The following is a 23,703-nucleotide window of genomic DNA, read 5'->3' as shown; positions in this document are numbered from 1 at the left end:
GGATATTTGCTGGAACTCGCCCGATCCTGGGTGGTAGTCTCGCGATTGCTCCGTGACGAGCCTGGCCAGGGCGACGCGAGCGGGGAGGGATGCGATGGGATCTCGGTCGATCGATTCGGGGCATGGGGCGGAGCACAGGAGCGGGCTCGCCTCGTGGGCCCCCCCGTCGCATGACCTGATCGGCGTCGGGTCGACCTCCCGGCGCTGGTTCCTGCGGGCGGGGCTGGCGGGGTTGGCGGGGTTGGCGACGCCGGACCTGCTCCGATTGCAGGCCAAGGCGGCGACCTCGCCGTCGAAGCCCGGCGGGCCGAAGTCGGTGATCCTCCTCTGGCTGTCGGGCGGCCCGAGCCACATCGACATGTGGGACCCCAAGCCCGACGCCCCCGCCGAGATCCGCGGCCCGTTCGGTTCGATCCCGACCAAGCTCCCCGGGGTGCGGTTCGGCGAGCACCTGCCCCGGCAGGCTGCGATGATGGACAAGCTGACCGTGATCCGCTCGGTGGATTGCTCGGCCAGCGACCACACGCCGATCACGATGCAGGCGGGCAACCCGCTGGCCCGCCGGACCAACGACGGCCGCGACGGGGGGGGATACCCGTCGATGGGCTCGGTCGCCGCGAAGTTCCGCGGCCCCAACGACCCGACCATGCCCGCGTTCGTCGGGCTCGCCGACTCCTGGGCGGCCGACGTCTGGGGGGCCGGGCACATGGGCAAGGTGTTCGAGCCGATCCGGGGGAGCGAGCTGTCCGGCCGGTTCGAGCTGCCCAAGGGGGTCGGGATCGACCGGCTCGGCGACCGCGAGGCGCTGCGCCGCCAGTTCGACCGCCTCCGCGCCGACCTCGACACCAACCCGGCCATCGACCAGCTCGAACGGTACACCCGCGACGCCTACGAGATGATCGCCTCGGGCAAGGCGCGGCAGGCGTTCGACCTGGAGAAGGAGACGCCGGCCCTGCGCGACGCCTACGGCCGCGACAGCCTGGGCACCAAGGCCCTGCTGGCCCGCCGGCTGGTCGAGTCGGGCGTGAGCTACGTGATGGTCAGCGGCGCCTGGGGGTACTTCGACCACCACGGCGACCACGTCGTGTGGAAGGGGATCGAGAAGGGGCTCAAGCCGCTCCTGCCCCGGGTCGACCAGGTGTTCGCGACCCTGGTGGAAGACCTGGAGTCGCGCGGGCTGCTCGACCAGACGCTCGTGCTGATGATGGGCGAGTTCGGCCGGGCGCCGGTGATCAACCGCGAGGCGGGGCGCGAGCACTGGACCAAGGTGATGTCGATGGTGATGGCCGGCGGCGGCCTCCGCCACGGCCAGGTGATCGGGTCGACCGACCCGAAGGGCGGAAACATCGGCGAGCGCAAGGTCGGCCCGCAGGACCTGGCCGCCACGGTGTTCCGCCACCTCGGCATCGACCTCGACGCCCACTGGACCAACACCTCCGGCCAGCCGTTCCCGATCGTCGCGGAGAGCGGCCGGCCGATCGCCGAGTTGTTCTGAGCCGACTCGCCCCGGCCGGCACGCCGCCCGGACGCGACGCGGGTTGGACTTGCGGGACGCCGGGTCGTCAAGGTACAGTCTGGGTTTCCCCGGCACCCTCGGCGCGAGGGGCGGGACGAGACAATTGGGTTCGTTTGGTTCAAGGGAACGGCGATGGCACACAAGAAAGGCCAGGGCTCGAGCCGCAACGGTCGCGACTCGAATCCCCAGATGCTCGGCATCAAGGTTTACGGCGGCCAGTACGCCAAGGCCGGCAGCATCATCTGCCGCCAGCGCGGCACCAAGTGGAGGCCCGGCAAGGGCGTGGCCGTGGGCCGCGACTGGACGATCTTCTCGGTCGTCGAGGGCACCGTGATGTTCGACCAGGGCGGGCGTCGGATCAACGTCCTGCCGCTCCAGACCGCCCAGGCTTGATCGCAACGCGGGCGGGACTCGCCGCCCGGGACGAGGTTCGATGTTCGTCGATCGGGTCACGATCTATGTGAAGGGGGGCGATGGCGGCAACGGCTGCATCGCCTTCCGTCGCGAGAAGTATGTGCCGCGCGGCGGCCCCAGCGGGGGCGACGGCGGCGGGGGCGGGAGCGTCATCCTCCGCGCGGCGGAGGGGGTGACCAACCTCGCCAACCTCTCCTTCCAGAGGCACTGGAAGGCGGATCGCGGCCAGCATGGGCTGGGCTCCGACTGCTTCGGCAAGACCGCCGAGGATCTCATCATCGACGTGCCGGCCGGCACGGTCGTCCGGGACCGCGACCGCGGCCACCTCCTGCGCGACCTCAAGGCGGTCGGCGACCAGGTGACGGTGGCCAAGGGCGGGCTGGGCGGCCACGGCAACAAGCACTTCAAGACCAGCACCAACCGCGCCCCCCGCGAGGCCGAGCCGGGCCAGCCGGGCGAGGAACGCTGGATCACCCTGGAACTGAAGGTGATCGCCGACGTCGGCCTGGTCGGCCTGCCCAACGCCGGCAAGTCGACCCTGCTGTCGCGGATCTCGCGGGCCCACCCCGAGATCGCCGCCTATCCGTTCACGACCAAGTATCCCAACCTCGGCACCGTCCACGAAGGCGACCGTTCGTTCGTCGTGGCCGACATCCCGGGGCTGATCGAAGGGGCCCACGAAGGGCACGGGCTCGGGCACGAGTTCCTCCGCCACGTCGAGCGCACCCGCCTGCTGGTCCACCTGGTCGACGCCGTGCCGATGGACGGGTCCGACCCGGTGGCCAACTACCGGACGATCCGCAACGAGCTGGAGAAGTACAGCCCCGCCCTGGCCGCACGGCCCGAGGTGCTGGTGCTGACCAAGCTCGACCTGACCGGCGCCACCGAGGTCCGCGAACGCCTCGAAAAGGAACTGTGCCGGGACATCCTGCCGATCTCCGCCGTCACCGGCCGGGGCATCCCCGAGCTGATCCGCCGGGTGTCGGAACTGGTCGACAAGGTCGACGTCCCCGAAGAACCGACCGCCCCCGCCCGGCCGGCCCCGACCCCCCCGATCGCGGCCGAGGCCGAGGCCGCCGCCCCGGGCGAATGAACCGCATCGTCGCCGACCTGGGCAACTCCCGGCTCAAATGGGGCCGGGTCACGCCCGACGGCCGACTGGCCGAGGTCGTGTCCCTGCCCACCGACGACCCGGCCGCCTGGCTCGAAGCCTGGAACGGCTGGGGCCTGGACGGCGACGCGTCGTGGTCGATCGCCTCGGTCAACCCGCCGCTCGCCGCGCACCTGGCCGACTTCCTGGCCGGGCGTGGCGTCGCGGAGCCCCGCTGGTTCCGGTCGGCCCGGGACGTGGCGATCCGCCACGAGATCGAACACGCCGAGACGGCCGGCGCCGACCGGGCGCTGGCGGTCGCCGGGGCGATGACGCTGGCCCCGGCCGGGTGCCCGGGCCTGGTCGTGTCGTGCGGGACGGCGGTCACCGTGGAGCGGGTCGCGGCCGACGGCACCTGGCAGGGGGGGGCGATCGCCCCGGGGCTGGGGCCGATGGCGCGAGCTTTGCGGGTCATGACCGCGCAGTTGCCCGAGGTCGCCCCGGTCGAAGCCCCCGAGCCCTGGGGCCGATCGACCCGTCCCGCCCTGGAGGCGGGCGTGTTCTGGGGCGTCGTGGGCGCGATCCGCGAACTCGTCGCCCGCCAGTCCGCCGGCCTCGCCGATCCCTGGCTGTTCTGGACCGGGGGCGACGCCCCCCGGTTCGCGTCTTACATTGTCCGGGACGGCTCGCGGGTCGTCCCGCACCTGGTCCTGGAAGGGCTGATCCGCCAGGCCCCCTATCCTATCCCCTGAGGTGAATCCGATGACGACTCCCGCCAATCCCAACCGCCGCGAATTCATCCAGGCCGGGGTCGCCGGCGTGGCCGCCGTCGGCCTGGCCTCGGGCGCCGCGGCCGACGACCGCAAGAACGAGGGGGGCATCCCGCTCCGCCCGCTGGGCCGCACCGGCGAGATGGTCAGCCTGCTGGGCCTGGGCGGGTTCAGCAGCACCGACCCCAAGAAACTGTCGGAGAAGGAAAGCCTCAAGCTGATCCAGAGGGCGGTGGCCGAGGGCATCACCTTCATGGACAACGCCTGGGACTACAACGACGGCGTGTCCGAGGAACGGATGGGCAAGGCCCTGTCCGAGGGGAAGCTCCGCGACAAGGTCTTCCTGATGACCAAGTGTTGCGGCCGGACCGCCAAGGACGCCCAGTCGAACCTGGAGGATAGCCTCCGCCGGCTGAAGACCGACCATCTCGACCTCTGGCAGTTCCACGAGATGTGCTACGACAATGACCCCGACTGGATCTTCGCCGAGGACGGCGCGATCCACACCGCGCTCAAGGCGGTCAAGGAAGGCAAGGTCCGCTACCTCGGGTTCACCGGGCATAAGGACCCGTCGATCCACCTCAAGATGATCGGCAAGCCCTACGAGTGGGCCGCCTCGCAGATGCCCCTGAACGTGATGGACGCCAATTACCGGAGCTTCCAGAAGCAGGTCCTCCCCGAGATGAACAAGCGGGGCATCGGCTGCATCGGGATGAAGAGCCTGGGCGGCACCGGCAGCATCGTGTCCAAGGCCGGAGTGCCGGTCGAGCAGGCCCTGAACTACGTCTTCTCGCTGCCGATCTCGACCCTGGTCTCGGGCATCGACTCCGAGAAGGTGCTCGACCAGAACCTCAAGATCGTCCGCGAGTTCACGCCGATGAGCCCCGACGAACGCCACGCCCTGGAGGCCAAGTACCTGATGGTCGCCGGCGATGGCCGGTTCGAGCGGTTCAAGTCGTCGCAGGACTTCGACGGCCCGGTCCACCAGAAGCAGCACGGCTTCATGAACGCCTGACGCCGGCCTGGCGAAGATCCCGGCCCGAGGTTGCCGATCCCGGGCCGGGACGTCACAGTGGGAGATGTGTCCGGGAGCCGACGTTCCTGATCGGGAGATCCCCCCATGGGTCGCGAGCGAGCGTTCTTCGTCGGGTTGCTTTGCGGGACCTGCGCCACGGCGGCCGTCGCCCTCGTCGCCCGGCGGGTCGAGCCGCCCGCCCCGCCGGCGGTGGTCGCGGCAACCGGCGTCCCCGTCTTGCCGGCCATGGACTATGCGTACGACATCGGGCTCTTCAGGCCTGATGTCCCTGTCCCGAACTTCGGGTCTATCCCTGTGCCGAATGACGGGGTCCAACCCGTGCCCGAACCCGAAGGGCGGACGTTCAACGGGCAGCCCTTGTACATCGTCCCGCTCGGGGCCGTCGCGGCCAAATGAGCGGAGGTGAGACGGATGCGGCCGGCGTCGCGCCCTCGGTCGCCGTGCTGACGGCGAACGGTCGCGGCGCGGTGGCCGTGGTCCGGGTGTGGGGCGAGGGGGCGTTGGCCCTGGCCGATCGGGCGTTCTGCCCGGCGCGGGGGAAGCGGCTGGCGGAGACGGCCGAGGGGCGGCTCCGCGTCGGCCGGGTCGGCGCCGGGGCGGGCGATGAGGTCGTGGCGGTCGTGATCGGGCCGGACGAGGTCGAGGTCCAGTGCCATGGCGGTTCGGCGGCCGTCGCCCTGGTCGTGGAGGCCCTGGAGGCGGGCGGGGCCCGGGTGCGGCCCCCGCTGGCGCTGGCCCGGCGCGAGGCCGGATCGCGCTTCCGGGGCCGGGCGGCGGTCGAGGCGGGCAAGGCCGCGACCGTGCGGACGGCCGAGATCCTGCTCGACCAGGCGGATGGGGCGTTCGACGAGGCGTTGCGCCCTCTGATCGATGCCGGGGCTGATGCGTTGCGGCAGGGGTTGGCGGGCCTCGTGCGTTGGTCGCCGGTGGGGACGCGGCTGGTCGGGGGATGGCGGATCGCCCTGGCGGGGCGGCCGAACGTGGGCAAGAGCCGGCTGCTCAACGCCCTGGCCGGCTACGATCGGGCGATCGTCGACCCGACGCCCGGCACGACCCGCGACGCGGTGTCCGTCCGCGCCGCGTTCGACGGCTGGCCCGTCGAACTGATCGACACGGCGGGCCTGCGGGCGACCGACGACGCGATCGAGGCCGAGGGGGTGGCGCGGGCCCGGTCGATCCACGGGGCGGCCGACCTGGTGGTCGTGGTCCTGGACCGATCCGAGCCGATCGGCCCGGCCGATCGCGAGATCCTGGCCCGGCATCCCGGGGCGTTGGTCGCGGCCAACAAGTCCGACCTGCCGGCCGCCTGGGAGGCCGAGGGCCCGGGGGCCCTGCCCATCTCGGCCGAGCGGGGCGACGGGATCGAGGCCTTGGTCGCTGCGATGGCCGGCCGGCTCGTGCCCGAGTCCCCGCCCCCCGGCGCGGGGGTTGCGGTCCTGCGGTCGCAGGCCCGGTGGCTGGCGGCCCTGCTCGCGCGGGTCGATGGCGGCGACCCGGATCGGGTGCGGAGGTCGCTGGTCCGGTGGGTCGGATGACGCGGGCCGGGTATGATCCCTCCTGGGATCGCTCATCGAAAACGCCGGGGCAGGGGGCGGGACAGTGCTGGAAGAGTCGTTCTTCGACCACATCGACCCGGTCCTGGCGCCGCTGGGGTTCTTGCCCGAGGATGGGGAGGAGTTCCGCGACCCGCCCCTGGACGTGCTCCGCTACTACCGGAGGCCGGTCCGGCTCCACTGGCTTCCCCTGCTGGGCCGGTCGCAGTCGGTGGTGGCGGTGGCCCGGCAGCCGGTGGACATCGGCGTGGCGGGCAAGCCCGGCGGCGACCTCGCGGCGTTCCTCGGCCGGGCCTGCGAGGCGGCCGACGGCCGATTCCCGCCCGGTCGGGCCTACGGATGGGGGAGCCTGGGCCTGACCGTGGTGATGCTGACCCCCGAGCCGATCGGCGCGGGGGATGACGAGGCGCTGGAGAAGGCCCTGGCCGCCAGGCGCCGATCCCGGGCGATCCCGTTCGGGCTGATCCGGGTGAACCTGGGCCAGGAGGCGATGGCCTACCGGATCATCGAGGGCCCGGGCGGGCTCTTCCCGGAACCGGCCGCGCTGGTCGACGCGCTCACCTCGCGATTCCGCCGGCTGGTGCCGTTCTTCTCGGGGGAATGAGCGGCGATCCGAATCCCCCGGCCGGGGGCGGCGCATGTGGCGTGCGGCCCCGGGGGGCGGTACGATCGAAGGCGCGGCGGCGACCGGGTCACGGCGGCGGAAGGGAGGCTGATGGTGGTCGAAGGCGATGGCGATCCGGTCCTGACGGTGCCCGAGCTGGGGCGGATCGTCCGCGACGTCGACCCCAGGGCGTTCGTCGTCGCCTCGCGGATCGTGCGCCGGGTCATCAAGCACGAGCGGGGATTGCCCGCGCTGGTGATCCACGTGCCCCACCGGCGCTCGTACGTCTTGCCCGGCTTCTGCGCGTTGCAGGTGGTGGACCGCGACGAGCTGGGGCTCAGGCCGTCCGACCCGGTGCCCGCGACCGTCCTGCTGATCTCGGCGCCCGAGGCCGACGAGCTGTCCTCCTGGCCCCTGGGCAAGGTCCTGGTCACGATGTGGCGGCGGCTGTTCCACGCCCGGGTCCACCTGGCCCTGGAGGCGCGGTTCGCCGACGGGACGATCGACGCGGTGGGTCTGCGCGAGCGGATCCGGCGGGTGGGCTTCTCGACCCTGGAGGAAGCCCGCACGGTGCTTCGCCAGGACGAGACGCTGCTGCCGCCCCGGGATGATGCCGGGGTCTACGTCGAATTCGTCGCGGTCTACCTGGAGCTGCGGGCCTTCGCCCCCCACCTGGTCCCGCGCTATTTCCCGTCGATCCGCGACCTGGCCGGGGTGGACCGGGTGCTGGCCGAGGACCTGGACGCCGACGCCCTGCTGGCGGCGACCCGCCCGGCGGGTGCCCCCGAGCCCGAAGACGTCCTCCCTTCCTCCCAGGCCGAGGAGCCGGGGCTGGCCGAGGAGATCGACACGACCCACGAGCCCCCCTCGGGGGCCCGCTACCAGTCCTTCATGGATCGGGCCGACCGGGCCGCGGAGAAGGGGAACCTGGTCCGGGCCGCGATCCTGCGGATGATGGCGGCCCGGCTGGCCGGGCACAGCCGGGCCGGCCAGGCGCGGTCGGCGGCCCGGGGGGCGATGGACCGGCTCGCCGATCGGCTCCGCAAGGCGATCGACTTCGGCGAGGACGACCTCCGCGGCTGGCGGAAGTCGCTGTCGGCCCTGCTGGACCACTGCGGGCGGGGGGGATGGACGCCCGAGGCGCGGCTGCTCTACGACCTCCAGAAGGTCTGCGTCGACCACGAGCGGGCAATCTACGCGGTCGACGTGATCGAGTGGGCCCGGACCTTCGGCCGGAGGCCGATCCGCCGGCTGCTGCCCAACCACCAGGAAGTGCTAATCGTCCAGCACCTGCGCAAGGCGGCGGGCCGGCTGACCGCGGCGCGGATGTCCGAGGCGGATCGCCGGCGGCTCTCGCGGCTGCTGACCGGGGCCGTCCACCGCGCCGAGGCCCACCTCCGCGACCGCTTCCGGCCGGAGATCGCCCGGACCCTGGACGAGAACGGTTTCGCCGCCCGCAACCTCCCCGAGCGGGTCGCCCTGCGGAAGCTGACCGAGGAGCTGCTCGACCAGATCGTCGAGCGCGGGTTCCTGGCGATGGGCGACCTGCGCGACGCCCTGTCGCGGAACAACCGCAAGCTGCCCGACCTGTCCGGGCCGGTCGAGTTCCTGACCGGCGACCGCCTCATCCGCGCCGACGGCCGGCTGGCGATCGCCCTGGACGGGGTGTATCGCCGGGGCGAGGCCTACCTCCGCGCCCTCCAGAGGCTCAGCGCCCTGGCCTTCGGCACCAAGGTGGGGCGGGTGCTGACCCGCTACCTGGTCCTGCCCTGGGCCGGGACGTTCGTGGTGCTGGAAGGGCTGCAGCACGTCGTCGGGCCGGTGACCCACGCCCTGAGCGGGCACGAGGTCCACGTCCTGACGCGCGAGTCGTACGCCGCCGTCGGGACGGTCGCCCTGTTCCTGATCGCGTCGCGGCGGTTCCGGGCCTGGTTCTTCCGGTCGCTGGGGGTGGGCTACGACCTGTCGCGGGGCCTGATCGTCGGGGTGCCGAGCTGGGTGCTGCGGCAGACCTGGGTGCGGCTGCTGCTGGGCAGCCGGGCGCTGGCGTTCGCGGTGCGGGCGTTCCTGCTGCCGCTGGGGCTGGCCTATGCCGCCTGGTCGACGCGGCCGGAGGGGGTGAGCGCCCGCCAGGCGCTGCCGGCCTCGGCCCTGATCTTCCTGACCACCTGCATGCTGCTGACGACGAGGGCCGGGCGGAACCTGGAAGAGATCTTCATGGACGCGATCGGCCGGGCCTGGTCGGCGATCGTCGCCGGCCTGATCCCCGGGCTGTTCCGCCTGGTCCTGGAGTTCTTCGACCGGATCATGGAGGCGCTGGAGCGCCTGCTCTACGCGGTCGACGAGTGGCTCCGGTTCCGCAGCGGCGAGGGGAACGGGTCGATCGTGGCCAAGGGGTTCCTCGGGGTCTTCTGGTTCCTGGCGACCTATGTGGTCCGGTTCTGCGTGACGATCCTGATCGAGCCGCAGATCAACCCGATCAAGCACTTCCCGGTGGTCACCGTCTCGCACAAGATCCTCCTGACCCAGAGCAAGAGCCTGCTGGTCGTGATGGTCGCCCTGCTGGGCCGCGACGCCGGCGCCGCCACGGCGGCCACGATCCTCCTGCTGCTGCCCGGCGTGTTCGGCTTCCTGGTCTGGGAGCTGAAGGAGAACTGGCGGCTCTACGAGGCCAATCGGCCCAAGACGCTCCGGCCGGTGACGGTGGGACACCACGGCGAGACCCTGGCCCGGCTGCTCAAGCCGGGGTTCCACTCGGGTACCGTGCCCAAGCTGTACGCGAAGCTCCGGCGGGCCGAGCGCAAGGCCCGGCGGACCGGCAAGGGCCTGGGGGTCCGCAAGCACCTGGCGCAGCTCCACGGCGTCGAGGAGGCGGTCGGCCACTTCGTGTCGCGCGACTTCCTCACGCTGCTGCTGCTCAGCCGGTCGATGTCCGGCGCGCGGCTGGAGCCCGGCAAGGTGGTCTCCAGCGTCAAGCGGCTGCTGGTCGAGATCCGATGCTCGGACCGCCCGGGGCCGAGCCTGTGGCTCGCCTTCGAAGAGTACGGCGGGTGGGTCGTGGCCGGGGTGGCCGAGCCCGGCTGGGCGTCCGACCTCTCCGAGCCCGAACGCCGCGCCGTGACCACCGCCCTGGCCGGCCTGTACAAGATGTCCGGGGTCGACCTGGTCCGCGAGCCGATCGAGGCGGCGCTCGGGTCGGAGAAGCCGGCCTACGAGTTCCGGGAGACCGGGCTGGTGGTCTGGCCGGACCCGCAATCCGCGGCCGACGTCATCTACCTGCTCCGGCCCGTCGAGGCCCGGGCGCCCCTGGTGCCGGTCACCCCCACGGGTGAGCCCGAGTCGATCGTCCCGCCCCCGATCGATGCCCGCCGCCTGCTGTTCTCCGACGTGGCCGTGGCGTGGAAGCGGTGGGTCGAGGTCTGGGAACGCGACCGCGAGGGGATCGACCACCCGGCCGAGTTCGTCGAAGGGTTCGCCCTGCTGCCCGACAGCCCGAGCCTCACGGCGCTCGTCGACGGTGTGTCGCCGCTGGCCGACGGGTCGGCCTCACCAGGGGCGAGCCACGACGAGACGGCGCAAACGGCCCCCGCGCCGGGGCCGGACCCAGAGGATCAGGGTCGGCCGACGACCCGGCAGCACGCCTGAATCGAGGGCGAGGGCGAGGTCGGCGGGGTGATGGCCCAGGCCGACGGCGGCGAGGCGTCGGGCCGGGTCGTGGGCCCGGAGCGCCCCGGCCTCCAGGCGGGCCAGGTCCGCGACCCAAGGCGGATCGCCCGCGTCGCGTCCGATCGTCGCGGCGAAGCCGAGGGCGTCGTCGCGGTGCTTGCGGGGACCGCCGGGGATCGGCCGGTCGGAGGCATGGCGGCGGAACCGCTCGGAGAATCGGGCCGGGCCCAGGGCGCGGGCGGTCCCGGGCAGGAGCTTCGCGACCTCGCCCCGCCTCTTGGCGATCAAGGACCCGGCGAACAGGGCCAGCGGCCCGGAGGACAGGGCGGCCAGCCAGCCGGCGTCGTCCGGGGACAGGCCCAGTTCGGCCGTCGCCGCCGCCGGGTCGTCGGCGAATCGGTCGCGCAGGCCGGCGTCGGTGGCCAGGCGGGCCAGCAGCCTCTGGCGCTCGGCTAGGCCCATCGGCCGTGGGCCCTCCCGATCGCGCGGGCGCGGTCGAGTTCGTCCAGCAACTCCCCGAACGGAGGCAACGCCTCGTCGCGCTCCAGGATGATCCCCCGGACCGGGGCCCGGGCGACCACGGCCTCCAGCAGGTCCCAGACCTCGGGCGGGGTGGGCCCGGAGTGGCTGTCGATCACCCGCCCTCCGCCGCCGAGATGCCCCCCGGCGAAGTGGAGCTGCACCACCCGGTCCAGCGGCAGCCGGTCCAGGAAGGCGATCGGGTCGAACCCGTGGTTGGCGGCGTTGGCCTGGAGGTTGGCCACGTCGAGAAGGAGCCCGCACCCGGTCCGGTCGGTCAGCTCGGTCAGGAAGGCGGCCTCGTCCATCTCGGCCCCGGGCAGGACGAACGGGGTGGTGATGTTCTCGACGATCAGCGGGGCGGGGATCGCGGCGCGGGCCTCGGCGATGTTGGCCTCCAGGACCGCCAGCGCCTCATGATCCAGGGGGACCGGCGCCAGGTGGCCGATGGCGACCCCGCCGGCGCGGGTGAACGCGACGTGCTCGCTCCACCAGGGCGGGTCGAGCCTCCGGACCAGGTCGGCGAATCGCCCGAGGTAGGCCGGGTCGAGCCCCTCGGCCCCGCCCAGCGACAGGTCGAGCCCGTGGGGGATCAGCGTGAAGTGGTCGGCCAGCAGGTCGAGTTCTCGGCGCTTCTCGGGCATCGGGTCGAAGTAGTGGTCGGCGGTGATCTCCAGGAAGTCGACCCGGTCCCTCGCCAGGAACAGGTCGGCGCGGAACGGCTCGCGGAAGCCGATCCCCACGCCCATCGTCGGCAGTCCGGCCAGCGCGTCGGCGGGGCTCATCCGCCGCACCCGCCGCATCCCCCGCACCCGCCACAACCACCGCCGCCTCCACAACCACCGCCGCCTCCACCGCCCCCGCTACCGCAATTGGCCCCGCAACTGCCGCCGGTCGCGGCCGACGTCCGGAACAGGGTCGAGAATTCGTCGTAGGGACCGCCGGCCATGGCCGTGAGGCCGAACAGGGCGGGGGTCATGAGGACCATCGGATCGGCGGCCGCCGAGGCCGGGGCGGGGACGACCTGGGACTTGATGGACACGAACGCCTCGCGGAGCCGATCCAGATAGGCCGCGCCCCGGCGGGTCCGTCGCGGCGGGTTGTAGATCATCCCCAGCAGGATGACCGCGGCGATCCCCATGACCACCAGGATGACGATGTTGTGATGCCCCTTCGCCAGGGCGACCGACGTCTTGTAGCCGCCCAGCAGCACGACCAGGCCGGCGGCGGCGTACCAGTGGTTCCACGACCGGGCGACGGCCTCGGCGGTCGGGATCAGCTCCTCGGCGCGGAGGGCTTCGCGGATCGGCTCGCAATGGGCATCGAGCTTCTTCGCCAGGCCCCCGTGCCCGAACAGGGCGTCCGGCGACCGTTCCTTCTGGAAGTAGTCGATCGCCTCCTCGTCCATCGCCGCCATCATCTTGTCGTGCGAGCACTTGCCGGCATAGGGGGCATTCGCCACGATCGCCGACTTGTCGGTCTTCAGCAGGCCCCGGCGGAACAGGTCGAAGACCAGCAGGCGGGCGACCTCGTTCTCGCCGCCCCGGAGATAGGCGATCGCCAGGGGGTCGGGCTTCAGGGGGATGCGGGGCGGCCCGAGGCGCATCGAGTCGTCGCGGCGCCAGCGACGCCACGTCGCCTCGGCCAGCAGGAAGGCGATGGCCAGGGCATACACCGCCAGGAACGTGGGGCCGGGCAGGTCGGCGATCGGGTTGTGGAGCCACCAGTCTTTCACGATTCCTCCGGCGCGAGGCCCGGGTCCGATCGATCGAAGAAGGTGCATCCGCCGCGCGAGTCCATTCGTCGCCGGTCTTTTGATATTAATGGGAATGTGTGGGACATTCCACAATCGGAATGGACCGAAAGCCTTTTCCGGCGGTACGATGCAAGCATGGCTACCCTCTCACCGACCGCGCCGCCGACCGATCCGATCCCCGGCCCCAGGGGCCACTGGCTCACCGGGCACGTCCGCGACTTCGCGCGGGACCGGCTGGAATTCCTGACCGAGAATGCCCGGACGCATGGCGATCTCTTCGCCATGCGGTTCCTCCGGCGGAAGGTGCTGGTGGTCAACCACCCGGACCTGGTCGAGGAGGTGCTGGTCACGCGCAACCGCTCGTTCATCAAGCACTTCGCGCTGCGGATGGCCAAGCCGATGCTGGGCGAGGGGCTGCTGACCAGCGAGGGGGACTTCTGGAGGAGGCAGCGTCGGCTGTCGCAGCCGGCCTTCCATCGCGAGAAGGTCGCGGCCCACGCCGGGGTGATGGTCGACCACGCCGAGCGGATGCTCGCGACCTGGGCCGACGGCCAGCGCCGCGACATCCAGGCCGACATGACCCGGCTGACCCTGGAGATCGTCGCCGCCTGCCTGTTCGGGTCCGACGTGTCGGCGGAATCGGCCGCGGCCGGCGAGGCGATGGATGAGGTGATGCGCGACTTCACCGCCCGGGTCATGCGGTTCGTCCGCCTGCCCGACTGGGTGCCGACCCCGGCCAACGTCCGGCTCGCCCGGGCGCGCCGGCATCTGGAGGGCCTGCTGGCCGGGATGATCGCGCGCCGCCGGGCCTCGGGCGAGGACCGGGGCGACCTCCTCTCGATGCTGCTGGCCGCGCAGGACGACGGCGACGGCACCGGGATGACCGACAGGCAGCTCCGCGACGAGGCGATGACCCTGTTCGCGGCCGGCCACGAGACCACGGCCAACACCCTGGCCTGGATCTGGTACCTCCTGTCCCTGAACCCCGACGCCGAGGCGAAGCTCCACGCCGAACTCGACGCAGTGCTCGACGACCGCCCGCCGACCTTCGACGACCTGCCCCGCCTCGCCTACACCGAGCACGTGGTCAACGAGACGCTCCGGCTCTACCCGACCGTCTGGCTCCTGGGCCGCGAGGCGATCGAGCCGACCGGGGTCGGCGGCCATCCGGTCGCCCCCGGCACGACGATCTACATGAGCCAGTGGGTCATCCACCGCGACCCCCGGTTCTGGGACGACCCGCTCGCCTTCCGCCCCGATCGCTGGGCCGACGGGCTGGCCAAACGGATCCCCCGCTACGCCTTCTTCCCGTTCGGCGGTGGCCCGAGGATCTGCATCGGCAACGGCTTCGCGATGATGGAGGCGGTGCTCCTGCTGGCCGCGATCGCCCGCAAATTTCGACCGATCCTGGCCCCCGGCGCGCGCGTCGTCCCGGTGCCGACCATGACCCTCCGACCCGAATCGGGCCTGGACGTGATCCTGGAGGCCCGGCGATGAGGCCGTCGGTTCGAGAATTCCCGGACGCCGATCCCCCGGCGGGACGATAGGTAAATAGACGACCCCGTTTCCCCCTCTCGATGGTTCACGGATGACCCACGAATCCCCCGACCTCACCGCCGAGGCCGCCCACCGCGCCGTGGTGGGCCTGATGCGTACCGATAATCGGACGAACATCGGCTACATCGCGCGCGAGTACCTGGGCCTGGCCCTGGTGCTGGCCGGGTGCATCTGGGCCTATCATGCCTGGAGTGCCGGGCGGGTCGGGACGGCGGGCTTCGTCCCGATGGCGGCGGGCGTGGCGTTGGTCGCGGTGTTCCAGCATCGGCTCTCGGGCCTGGCCCACGACGCCAGCCACGGGACCCTGTTCCGCAACCGGCTGGCCAACGAGCTGGCGTCGGACCTCCTGCTGCTGTTCCCCCTGGTGGCGATGACCCAGAAGTATCGGGCGGCGCACCTGGGGCATCATCGGTTCGTCAACGACCCGGAACGCGACCCGGACCTGATCCGGCTCAACCATCCCGAGCCGCACCACTTCCCGATCTCGAAGCGGGACTTCTGGCGGCGCTATGTCCTCCGGGCCCTCTGGCCGCCGTCGATCCTGCGGTACCTGATCGGGCGGGCCAAGGCGGCGAACCTGGATGCCGGCGACGCGGTGAAGCCGACCCGCCAGGTCTACCGGATGCGGGTCGCCCGCTCGATGCGCGGGGCGTACTTCCTGTCCTTGCTGACGGTGGTCCACGCCACCGGGTCATGGCCGATCTTCTGGCTGTTCTGGGTCGTGCCCTTGCTGACCGTCTACCCGCTGCTGATGCAGTTGCGGGAGATCGCCCACCACAGCAACGCCCCGGATGACGGCGACCTGACCAACTCGCGGGTCTTCCGGGTCCACCCGCTCCTGAACGCGGCGATCTTCCCGTATGGCCAGGCGTTCCACCTGACCCATCACCTGTTCGCGATGGTGCCGCACTACCGGATCGCCGAGGCCCACGAGGTCCTGTCGCGCCACCGGCCGTATCGCGAGCAGGTCGTGGTCTGCCGGGGGTTCTTCTTCCGGGAGCGCGGAACCCCCGGGCCGTCGCTGCTGGAGTTGCTGGCCACCCCGCCGTCGCGGTCCATCCATCGCGGGCCCCACGCCCGGCCGTCCGAGGTGGCGACCCCGGTCGATTGACCGGGAGCGGCACGGCCATTGCTCCTGGAAGGCCCAACCGCCCCGAGTCGATCCCGAACCGGATCGGGCCCCAGTACCAGGAGAGAACGCCATGAGCACCGTTGCCGACAAGATCACCGAGCACATGGAAGTCGTCTGTTCGAAGGGGATGCACGTCGGGACCGTCGACCACGTCCTGGGCGACCAGATCAAGCTGACCAAGAACGACTCGGACGACGGGATGCACCACCTGTTCCCCCTGGACTTCGTGGCGTCGGTCGACACCAAGGTCCACCTGTCGAAGCCGTGCGACGAGGTCAAGCAGGTCTGGAAGTCCGAGTGACCCGACCCACCCCCCGACGCCCCCGAGCCGGCCGGCCGGGGGCGTCGCCGTTCCGGGGCACCGTCTGGCGAGACGGGCGGGGGCCGGGTATCGTGTGGGGGTGGCGAAGGGCGACCGGGCCGGCTTGGGGATCCCCCGGATCCCGGGGGGCGAACTCGTGCCGAACACGATCGTTCTGGCCGACGACGAGGACGACCTCCGCGCCGTCTACGTCCCCCTGCTCCGCGCCCTGGGCCACACCGTCTGGGAAGCTTCACGCGGCGAGGACGCCGTGGCCCTGGTCCTGGAGCATCGCCCCGAGATGCTGATCCTGGACGTCTGGATGCCCGAGATGAACGGGTTCGAGGTGCTCGAACGGCTCCGCCACGAGCCGGCCTCGGCGTCGATGAAGGTCGTGATGCTGTCCAACATGAGCGACGCCGACACCCGCCTGGAATGCTTCGAGATGGGCGTGACCGAATATCTGGTCAAGGGCATGCCGCTCGTCGAGTTCCGCGACCGGATCGGCCAGTTGCTGGAACCCGGGCCCCTGTCCTGAGCGAGCCGCCTCCTCGTGCCCGACGATTACCAGGCTAGCCTCGATTACCTGTTCGGCCGGCTCAACTATGAGCGGCTGGGGATGCCCCGGGGGACCGCCGAACTCCGGCTCGGGCGGATGCGCCGGCTGCTCCGCAAGCTGGGCGACCCGCACCTCGGGATGAAAATCGTCCACGTCGCGGGGACCAAGGGGAAGGGCTCGACCTCGGCGATGATCGCCGCGGCGCTGACGGCCTCGGGCCTCAAGGTCGGCCTGTTCTGCTCGCCCCACCTCCACCGGCTCGAAGAACGGTTCCGGGTCGACGGCGTCGAGGCGACGCCCGCCGAGCTGGTCGAGCTGGTGGACGCCGTCCGACCGGCCGTGGACGGGCTGGATGCCGGCGGCGACCGCCATTACCGGCTCCGGGGCTCGACATTCTTCGAGGTCACCGCCGCGATGGGCCTGCTCCACTTCGCCCGCAAGGGGGCGGACGTGGTGGTCCTGGAGGTCGGCATGGGTGGCCGGCTCGACTCGACCAACGTGGTCCGCCCGGCGCTGTCGGTCCTGACCACGATCTCGTTCGACCACACCCGCCAGCTCGGCTCGACCCTGGGGGCGATCGCCGGGGAGAAGGCGGGCATCATCAAGCGGGGCCGGCCGGCGGTCAGCGGCGTGGAAGGCTCCGAGGCCCGCGCCGTGATCCGCCGGGTCGCCGCCGAGCGTCGGGCCCCGTTGCGCGAGATCGGGGCCGATTTCAGCTACACCTACGTCCCCCCGCTGCCGCCCCTGTCCGGCCCGTCCCCCGGCCGGGTCCTGGTCCGGACCTGGGCCCGGAAGTGGGGCCCGATCGACCTGCCGTTGCTGGGGCCGCACCAGGCCCACAACGCCGCCGTGGCCCTGGCCAGCCTCGACGCCCTGGCGGAGCAGGGGATCGAGGCCGGCCCCGACGCCGTGGCCCGGGGCTTCTCCGGGATGACCTGGCCGGCCCGCGTCGAGGTCGTGTCCGATCGCCCCTGGGTGGTCATCGACGGCGCCCACAACGTCGCCTCGGCCGAGGCGTTGGCCGAGACCCTGCGGGTCTGCTTCCCGCCGACCTACCGCACCCTGGTCTTCGGGACGACCCGCGAGAAGGATCTGGACGGCCAGCTCAAAGCCCTCCTGCCCCTGGCCGACGTCGTGGTGGCGACCAAATACGCCGAGAATCCCCGGGCCGTCCCGCCCGAGGAGGTCGCGCGGGCGGTCGCCGCCCAGGACGGCCCGGCGACCCACATTGCCCCCGGCCCGGCCGAGGCCCTGGAACTGGCCCGAAGCCTGACCCCGGCCGACGGCCTGATCCTGGTGACCGGCTCCCTGTTCCTGGCCGCCGAGTCGCGCGCCCTGATCCTCGGCCTGGCCGCACCGTCGGCCTCGGCGTGATGTCTTCGATCTCGATGGAGTCGCCGCGATGCATGGGATGATCTGGGTCCGGGCCGGGGCGATCCTCGGCGCCCTGGCGGTCGCGGCGGGGGCCTTCGGCGCCCACTCGCTGGAAGGGCGGATCGAGGCCCGGATGGTCGACATCTTCAAGACCGGGGCGACCTACCAGATGTTCCATGCCCTGGCCCTGGTCGGCGTCGGCCTGCTGATCGGCTCGGGCCGGGGCGGGGCCTCCGCCTCCGTCGCGGGGTGGTCGTTCCTGCTGGGGACCCTGATCTTCTCCGGGACGCTCTACGCGCTGGCCCTGTCCGGCATCCGCTGGCTCGGGGCGATCACGCCGATCGGCGGGGTCCTGATGATCGTCGGCTGGATCGCCCTGGCCCTGGCCGCCGGCCCGTCCAGGGGGACGAATCCGAATCTCTGAACCCGTCCCGGGCGAAATCGCGCGGAAGGGCCGAAGTGAAACGGGGGGATTGTCGAAGATAGGGCGGATGACCGTCGGGGGACCACGCCGACCTCGACCCCGCCTTTTCTTCGAGGCCAACCGATCATGCCCGCGTTTCGCGTCGATCGGCCGGACGGCCTGACCGGGGAGTTGCCCTCCCGGGTCAGGACCCTGGGTACGGTCCTGGGCCTCTGTCTGATCGTCGCCTGGGCGGCCTGGTGGGCCGGGAACCTCCGGCGCGACGCGATGACCCTGGGCGGGTCGACCTGGGTGCCGCCGCTGACGTTCCTGGCGGGGGACTTCAAGGTCCACATCGACCACGTCGCCCGGCTCCAGGCGGCGGGCGTCGACCCGTACCGCCGGGCCGACGACTGGGTCTGCGCCCTGTATCCCTACCCGCCGATGATCGCGCGGGTGTTCGCCTGGGTCGCGTGGTTCCCGAAGGACACGGCGGCGGCGATCTGGCAGGCGGCCCTGGCCGGGTGCTACGTTGTGGGCGGCGTCGCCGCCTGGCGGGCCCGCCGTCGCCTGGGGTCGGCCGAGATCCCCGCCCCGCTGGTCGTGGCCGCCGTCCTGTTCGGCACCCCCGCCCTGTTCGCGATGGAGCGGGGGCAGTCCGACCCGATGGTGATCCCGATCCTGATCGCCTCGGCCTGGCTGCTGGGCCGGCGCGGGAACTGGGCGGAGGTCGCCGCCGGGGCGATCCTGGGGGCGACCGCCTGGCTGAAGTACTATCCGGGGATCGCCGTGGTCGCGCCCCTGGCCCTGGGCCGGTGGCGGGCGGTCGCGGCGTTCGTCGTGGTGGTCGCGGCGATCGGCGTGGTCGACCGGGACGGGTTCGCCCGGTCGGTCCGCAACGGCCGGGCGACGGCCGTCGTGATGGCCGACAAGGTCCGGTTCGTCCACCCGACCAAGCACTCGATCGTGGAAAGCTGGCCGGCGATCGGCGTGGTCCACCGGTCGAAGGTGCTGAGGAAGTTGCCCGGTGCGGTCGCAGCCCTGATCCTGCTGGCCCCGGCGGTCGTGGTGGTCGGGCGACGGTTCGCCCGAGCGGCGGGCCCCGGGCCGCTGACGTTGCCGTTCCTGCTCTGGCTGGTGGCCGCCGCGACGTTCGCCATGCCCTATTCTCTCGACTACAACCTCGTCCCCCTGACGCTGGCGGCGCTGGCGTTGTGGGACCGACGCGACGGGTGGGCGATCCACGCCGCGATGGGGCTCCTGCTCCTTTACTGGCAGCCGTTCGCCCTGCCGATCGGCGGCCCGGTGCTGCTGGCGATCAAGCTGTCCGGCCTGTATGCGGCGGGGGCGAGCCTGTGCCGGAGGGCGGGCCGGGCGGCCCCCGCGAATCGTCCCGTCGGGGCCAGGCTCGTCGGGGCGGGCCGGGTGGGATATGCTCGATGAGGTCGGGGCCCCGGATGGTTCGGGGCCGCCGCCCGGGTCGAGGGGGTTGGATCGCGGCATGCAGACCTACATCGTGACGGTGACGGCGGCGGATCGAGTGGGGATCGTCCAGGCGGTCACGGAGGTGATCCGCGACCGCAAGGGGAACATCCTCGAACTGAGCCAGACGGTCATGCGGGACTACTTCACCATCATCCTGGCGGCCGAGTTCCCCGGGCCGGAGGACCCCGACGATCTCCGGACGCTCCTGGTGGAGAAGGGGAAGCAGTTCGACCTGACCGTGGCGGTGATGCCCAAGGCCGAGGCCGAGGAAGGGCCGCCGGTGCCCGACGGCGAGCGGTTCATCCTGACCGTCCTGGGCGCCGACCACCCGGGCAACATCTGCGGGATCTCCGGGAGCCTGGCCCGGCTGGGGGTCAACATCGTCGACCTCCACGCCCGGGTGGATGGGCGGCGGTTCTCGATGATCATGGAGGCGTTCCTCCCGCCCGACCTGTCGCCGGCCGTGGTTCGAGGAGAACTGGAGCGGTTCGGCCGCGACCTCGGCCTGGAGGCGTTCGTCCAGCACGAGAACATCTTCACCGCCACCAGCGAGCCGACCCCGGTCCGCGTCGGGCCCGCCGCCCGGACCCCCGAGCAGGTGCCCGTCGTCCCGCACTGAGCCGATGGCCCCCGGCGGCCGGGATCAATCCCGGGGGATGGCCGGCTCCGGGGGCCGGTCCTTGTCCGCCAGGGCCTCGGCGAGCCATCGCTGGTCGAGCGAGACCAGCGCGGCGCCGCCCCCCCGGGCGTCGTGGCCGACGATGGCCCCGATCAGGACCGGCTCGGGTTGGCCGTCCGGGCCCTGCCTCAGCCAGAAGACGCCCCCGCCCGAATCCCCGGGCTTGGGGAAGTAGCCGGGCCCCCATTCCAGCCAGCGGGGGTTCATGTGGTTGCCGGCCCGGATGGCGTGCTCGATCCCGTCGCCGTCGATGGCCCGGACCACGATCGTCCGGCCGCCGGGGTCGGGGAACGGGTACTCGATCGGCCCCCTCGCCGGGCGGATCGTCCCCAACGCCGCCGCCGATCGGGGGTCGGCGGAGTCGACTCGGAACCGGGCCACGGCGCTGTCCGGCCCGTGCAGGTGGCCGGTGATCTTGGGGCGATAGGCCGGATTCCAGACCACCGAGGCGACCACGCCCCGGATCGCCGTGCCGGCGACCGTGACCCGCGCGGGGCAACCGACCTGGGCGGCCGACAGGCAATGCGCGGCGGTCACCACCGTCAGCAGGTCGCCGTCGCGGTCGAGCACCGTCCCCCGGAATCGCGACTGCGTCCGGTCGTCGCGGACCTCCACCGTGACCTGCGACGCGAGCAGGTCGGGCATCGCCGGGGGAGGCCCGCCGCCCCGGGCCACCGCGCCCATCGCCAGCGCGGCGACGAAGAAGGACAGCCCGTGCCTCATGCCACGGTCGGGGTGCATCCTGCGCAAGTTCGACTCTCCCAGGGGGCGGTCCGGACCGTCCGACCATCATATCAAGGAGCGTCCCGAGTGCAACGGCCCCCGGGCCCGGAAATCCTGATGGGTGCCCGGCCCCCGGCCCGATCAATGGCGATAGGTCGTCCTCATGGACGGGGCGGCCCGTCCGTCGTCCGCGATCGATTTCGAAGGGGGGCCAGGATGGTCCGCAAGCCCTCGATGCCCCGCGAAGACCGCTGGAAGCGGCGAGCCGGCGGGCTGGCCCTGGCGTTGGCGATCGCCTCCGGCACGCCCGCCCGGGGGCAGTCGGGCCTGAATTCGGGCGGGCCGACCGGCCTGGGGGGCGGGGTGGCCGGGCCTCGCGGCTCGGCGGTGATGGGGAGCGGAAGCTCGTCGTCGGGCGGCGACCCCGACCGATTCGGCGGCCTGGAAGGGGGCGAGGGGCGGAAGTCGGGGTCCGTCGGCGCCGCCAGCCGGGGCCTGTCGCGGACCAGCCCGGGCGACCCGGACGAGTCCCTGCTCGGCCCCCCGCTGGGGTCCTCGGGCACGGTCTCCGGGGAGAACGTGCCGGGCAACCGGGGGCCGGGCCTCCTGGGCGGGCGGCTGGGCCGGATGGCCAACCCCTCGGTCCGGCCCGGGAGCTCCTCCTCGCGCGATCCCAACCAGGCGGTCCGCGACCGGCTGGCCCGCGACCGTCGGGAGATCGAGCCCCCGGAGGCCGACGACTTCACGCGGGCCCGCAAGCCCGGCCTGGAGGCCGTCGGCCTCCCCGAGGACGAGGGCCCCGAGGACGGCCTGACCCTGGACGCGGCCATCGAAACCCTGCTCCGGCAGAACCTCGACCTGATGGCCCAGCGGTTCGAGATCCCCAAGGCCCGCGCCGACGTCCTGACGGCGGGGCTCCGCGACAACCCCATCTTCTACGCCGACGCCCAGCTCGTCCCCTACGGCAACTTCACCAGGGAGAGGCCGGGCGGAGGGGGCGGGCAGCCGCAATACGACGTGAACGTTTCCTTACCTCTGGATGTCAACAACAAGCGCAAGGGGCGGGTGGCCGTGGCCCGGCTGGCGCTGAAGGTCACCGAGGCCCAGTTCCAGGACGCCGCGCGCAACCTGATCGACGACCTCTACAGGGCCTTCGTCAACGTCCTGGCCGCCCGCGAGACCCAGCGCTTCGGCGCGGCCTACCTCGCCCGGATCGGCAAGGATCGCGCCGATGCCGAGGCCGTCGAGCGGGAGAAGGCGGGCGACCCGATGGCGACCGAGGAGGAGCGGAAGGCGGCCGCCGACGCCGTCCTGGAGATCCGGGCCCGGGAGCGACAGTCGATCTTGCAGGTCCGACAGGCTGGCCGCCAGCTCGAACGGTCGGCGAACACCCTGGCCCAGCTGATCGGCATCCCGCCCCACCAGGCGGATGCGCTCCGCATCCGGGCCCGGCTCCGCGAGCCGGTGCCGACCCCGCTGCCGGGCGACGACCTCGTGATGAGGGCCCTGGCCTGCCGCCCCGACCTGGCCGCCTACCGGCTGGGGACCTCGCGGGCCGACGCCGACGTGAAATTGGCGCGGGCCAACCGCTATTCCGACGTCTATCTCGTCTATCAGCCCTACACTTTCCAGTCCAACCACTCGTTCGGCGCCAAGGGGACGTACACCTACGGCGTCGGGATCAACGCCGCCCTGCCGCTGTTCAACCGCAACCAGGGCAACATCGCCCGCGCCGAGTCCAACGCCGCCCAGACCCGGGTGGAACTGGCCGCGCTGGAGCAGGCGGCCACCTACGAGATCCGCCGCACGGTCCGCGACATCGAGCGGACCCACGCCGACGTCCTGGAGCTGGAGAACGAGGTGATCCCGGCCGCCGTCCGGTCCCGCGACGCGGCCTACGACCAGTACCGCGAGGATCCGGCGAAGGTCGGCGACTACGTCGACGAGCAGGAGGACCTGAACGAGGTCATCCACCAGTACCGCGACACCCTGATCGACCTGCGGCAGACCATGCTCGACCTGAATACGGCCGTGGGCCAGAGGGTCCTGCCATGAGCGCGCGGAAGCCGCAGGATCTGGACATCCCAGACGACCTCGCCCTCCAGGATCGGACCTGGAAGGCGCAACGGGTCGCCTGGTGGGCGATGGCGGCGATCCTGGTCGCGGCCCTGCTCGGCCTGTTCGGCGGCGGACCGTTCGCCACCGGCACGGCCGGCCCGGCGGGCGGCCCGCGCGTCGAGTATCCCCGGGTCTGCCGGCTCCGCTCGGCGTCCGCGCTGGACGTGTTCGCCCCGGTCGGGCCAGGGGGCGAGGCCCGGGTCTGGGTGGCCTCGGCCTACGCCGACGCGGTCGAGATCGACCGCGCCGATCCCACGCCCGTCCGGGTCGAGGTCGACCCGTACGGGCTGACCTACGTGGTGTCCGCCCCGACCACGCCGGAGGGCGGGCTGGTCCGGGTCCGGTTCCGGCTCAATCCCAACCGGCCCGGGCCGGTCCGGGGCCGGGTGCGGCCGGGCGACGGCCCGATCCTGGAATTTACCCAGTACATCCACCCCTGAGCCGGTCG

General features: G+C 72.2%; 23 protein-coding genes. 19 read left to right on the top strand and 4 right to left on the bottom strand.

The window, feature by feature from the left end; all coding sequences use genetic code 11:
* Positions 1–94 precede the first annotated feature (94 nt).
* The 9 genes from TA3x_RS26780 (at position 95) to TA3x_RS26740 (ending at position 10,628) form a co-directional block, all read left to right on the top strand.
* Positions 95–1,495 carry a DUF1501 domain-containing protein gene (locus TA3x_RS26780; RefSeq protein ID WP_435017736.1) on the top strand — a complete coding sequence of 467 codons (1,401 nt, stop codon included), beginning with the start codon at positions 95–97 and terminating at the stop codon, positions 1,493–1,495.
* 153 nt (positions 1,496–1,648) lie between these two features.
* Entirely contained in the window at positions 1,649–1,909 is a 261-nt protein-coding gene (rpmA, locus tag TA3x_RS26775; RefSeq protein WP_435017735.1) for a 50S ribosomal protein L27, read from the top strand.
* Positions 1,910–1,949: 40 nt separating this feature from the next.
* Positions 1,950–3,023 (top strand): GTPase ObgE, encoded by a 1,074-nt coding sequence (gene obgE / locus TA3x_RS26770; RefSeq protein ID WP_435017734.1) that lies wholly within the window; start codon positions 1,950–1,952, stop codon positions 3,021–3,023.
* The gene (locus TA3x_RS26765) at positions 3,020–3,772 is read left to right on the top strand and encodes a type III pantothenate kinase (RefSeq protein WP_435017733.1); all 753 of its coding nucleotides are present in this window, start codon (positions 3,020–3,022) and stop codon (positions 3,770–3,772) included. Before obgE ends, TA3x_RS26765 begins: the two co-directional genes overlap by 4 nt.
* A 10-nt stretch (positions 3,773–3,782) precedes the next feature.
* A complete protein-coding gene (locus TA3x_RS26760; protein WP_435017732.1) occupies positions 3,783–4,805 on the top strand; it encodes an aldo/keto reductase in 1,023 nt (340 codons plus the stop codon).
* A 105-nt stretch (positions 4,806–4,910) separates the two neighbouring features.
* Complete coding sequence (locus TA3x_RS26755; protein ID WP_435017731.1) at positions 4,911–5,222, top strand: hypothetical protein; 312 nt, start codon at positions 4,911–4,913, stop codon at positions 5,220–5,222.
* Entirely contained in the window at positions 5,219–6,361 is a 1,143-nt protein-coding gene (locus tag TA3x_RS26750) for a GTPase (protein WP_435017730.1), read from the top strand. The genes TA3x_RS26755 and TA3x_RS26750 overlap by 4 nt, the downstream gene beginning before the upstream one ends.
* A 64-nt stretch (positions 6,362–6,425) precedes the next feature.
* Positions 6,426–6,983, top strand: coding sequence for a hypothetical protein (locus TA3x_RS26745; RefSeq protein ID WP_435017729.1), 558 nt, complete (start codon positions 6,426–6,428; stop codon positions 6,981–6,983).
* Positions 6,984–7,094: 111 nt separating this feature from the next.
* Complete coding sequence (locus TA3x_RS26740; RefSeq protein WP_435017728.1) at positions 7,095–10,628, top strand: hypothetical protein; 3,534 nt, start codon at positions 7,095–7,097, stop codon at positions 10,626–10,628.
* Here the strand turns inward: TA3x_RS26740 and TA3x_RS26735 are convergent.
* From TA3x_RS26735 to TA3x_RS26725, 3 genes are read right to left on the bottom strand one after another with little or no spacing between them, the layout of a single operon-like run.
* Positions 10,530–11,111: a hypothetical protein gene (locus TA3x_RS26735; RefSeq protein WP_435017727.1), complete on the bottom strand. Its 582-nt coding sequence runs from the start codon at positions 11,109–11,111 to the stop codon at positions 10,530–10,532. The genes TA3x_RS26740 and TA3x_RS26735 overlap by 99 nt on opposite strands.
* Positions 11,102–11,953: a DUF692 domain-containing protein gene (locus TA3x_RS26730; protein ID WP_435017726.1), complete on the bottom strand. Its 852-nt coding sequence runs from the start codon at positions 11,951–11,953 to the stop codon at positions 11,102–11,104. Before TA3x_RS26730 ends, TA3x_RS26735 begins: the two co-directional genes overlap by 10 nt.
* A complete protein-coding gene (locus TA3x_RS26725; protein WP_435017725.1) occupies positions 11,950–12,903 on the bottom strand; it encodes a TIGR04222 domain-containing membrane protein in 954 nt (317 codons plus the stop codon). Before TA3x_RS26725 ends, TA3x_RS26730 begins: the two co-directional genes overlap by 4 nt.
* A gap of 156 nt (positions 12,904–13,059) precedes the next feature.
* On the opposite strand from TA3x_RS26725, the gene TA3x_RS26720 reads away from it, so the two are divergent.
* The 8 genes from TA3x_RS26720 to TA3x_RS26685 all read left to right on the top strand — a co-directional run bounded on the left by TA3x_RS26720 (position 13,060) and on the right by TA3x_RS26685 (position 20,354).
* Positions 13,060–14,421 (top strand): cytochrome P450, encoded by a 1,362-nt coding sequence (locus TA3x_RS26720; RefSeq protein ID WP_435017724.1) that lies wholly within the window; start codon positions 13,060–13,062, stop codon positions 14,419–14,421.
* A 91-nt stretch (positions 14,422–14,512) separates the two neighbouring features.
* The gene (locus tag TA3x_RS26715; RefSeq protein WP_435017723.1) at positions 14,513–15,592 is read left to right on the top strand and encodes a fatty acid desaturase family protein; all 1,080 of its coding nucleotides are present in this window, start codon (positions 14,513–14,515) and stop codon (positions 15,590–15,592) included.
* Positions 15,593–15,683: 91 nt separating this feature from the next.
* Complete coding sequence (locus TA3x_RS26710; protein ID WP_435017722.1) at positions 15,684–15,914, top strand: DUF2171 domain-containing protein; 231 nt, start codon at positions 15,684–15,686, stop codon at positions 15,912–15,914.
* Positions 15,915–16,071: 157 nt separating this feature from the next.
* Positions 16,072–16,452, top strand: coding sequence for a response regulator (locus tag TA3x_RS26705; RefSeq protein ID WP_435017721.1), 381 nt, complete (start codon positions 16,072–16,074; stop codon positions 16,450–16,452).
* Between the two features lie 15 nt (positions 16,453–16,467).
* Positions 16,468–17,847 (top strand): bifunctional folylpolyglutamate synthase/dihydrofolate synthase, encoded by a 1,380-nt coding sequence (locus TA3x_RS26700; RefSeq protein ID WP_435017720.1) that lies wholly within the window; start codon positions 16,468–16,470, stop codon positions 17,845–17,847.
* Between the two features lie 28 nt (positions 17,848–17,875).
* Positions 17,876–18,271 (top strand): DUF423 domain-containing protein, encoded by a 396-nt coding sequence (locus tag TA3x_RS26695; protein WP_435017719.1) that lies wholly within the window; start codon positions 17,876–17,878, stop codon positions 18,269–18,271.
* Positions 18,272–18,397: 126 nt separating this feature from the next.
* Positions 18,398–19,693: a glycosyltransferase 87 family protein gene (locus TA3x_RS26690; RefSeq protein ID WP_435017718.1), complete on the top strand. Its 1,296-nt coding sequence runs from the start codon at positions 18,398–18,400 to the stop codon at positions 19,691–19,693.
* A 58-nt stretch (positions 19,694–19,751) separates the two neighbouring features.
* The gene (locus TA3x_RS26685; protein ID WP_435017717.1) at positions 19,752–20,354 is read left to right on the top strand and encodes a glycine cleavage system protein R; all 603 of its coding nucleotides are present in this window, start codon (positions 19,752–19,754) and stop codon (positions 20,352–20,354) included.
* A gap of 24 nt (positions 20,355–20,378) precedes the next feature.
* Here TA3x_RS26685 and TA3x_RS26680 read toward each other — a convergent pair whose 3' ends face one another.
* The gene (locus TA3x_RS26680; protein ID WP_435017716.1) at positions 20,379–21,164 is read right to left on the bottom strand and encodes a hypothetical protein; all 786 of its coding nucleotides are present in this window, start codon (positions 21,162–21,164) and stop codon (positions 20,379–20,381) included.
* A 189-nt stretch (positions 21,165–21,353) separates the two neighbouring features.
* Here TA3x_RS26680 and TA3x_RS26675 point away from each other — a divergent pair, with 189 nt between their 5' ends.
* Both TA3x_RS26675 and TA3x_RS26670 read left to right on the top strand, forming a co-directional pair.
* Complete coding sequence (locus TA3x_RS26675) at positions 21,354–23,192, top strand: TolC family protein (protein ID WP_435017715.1); 1,839 nt, start codon at positions 21,354–21,356, stop codon at positions 23,190–23,192.
* Entirely contained in the window at positions 23,189–23,695 is a 507-nt protein-coding gene (locus TA3x_RS26670) for a hypothetical protein (RefSeq protein WP_435017714.1), read from the top strand. The genes TA3x_RS26675 and TA3x_RS26670 overlap by 4 nt, the downstream gene beginning before the upstream one ends.
* Positions 23,696–23,703: the final 8 nt, after the last annotated feature.

Source organism: Tundrisphaera macrotermitis (assembly GCF_051175315.1).
Lineage (GTDB): Bacteria > Planctomycetota > Planctomycetia > Isosphaerales > Isosphaeraceae > Tundrisphaera.
Note: the sequence above shows the minus strand (reverse complement) of the source record. Positions and strands in the feature narration are given on the sequence as shown.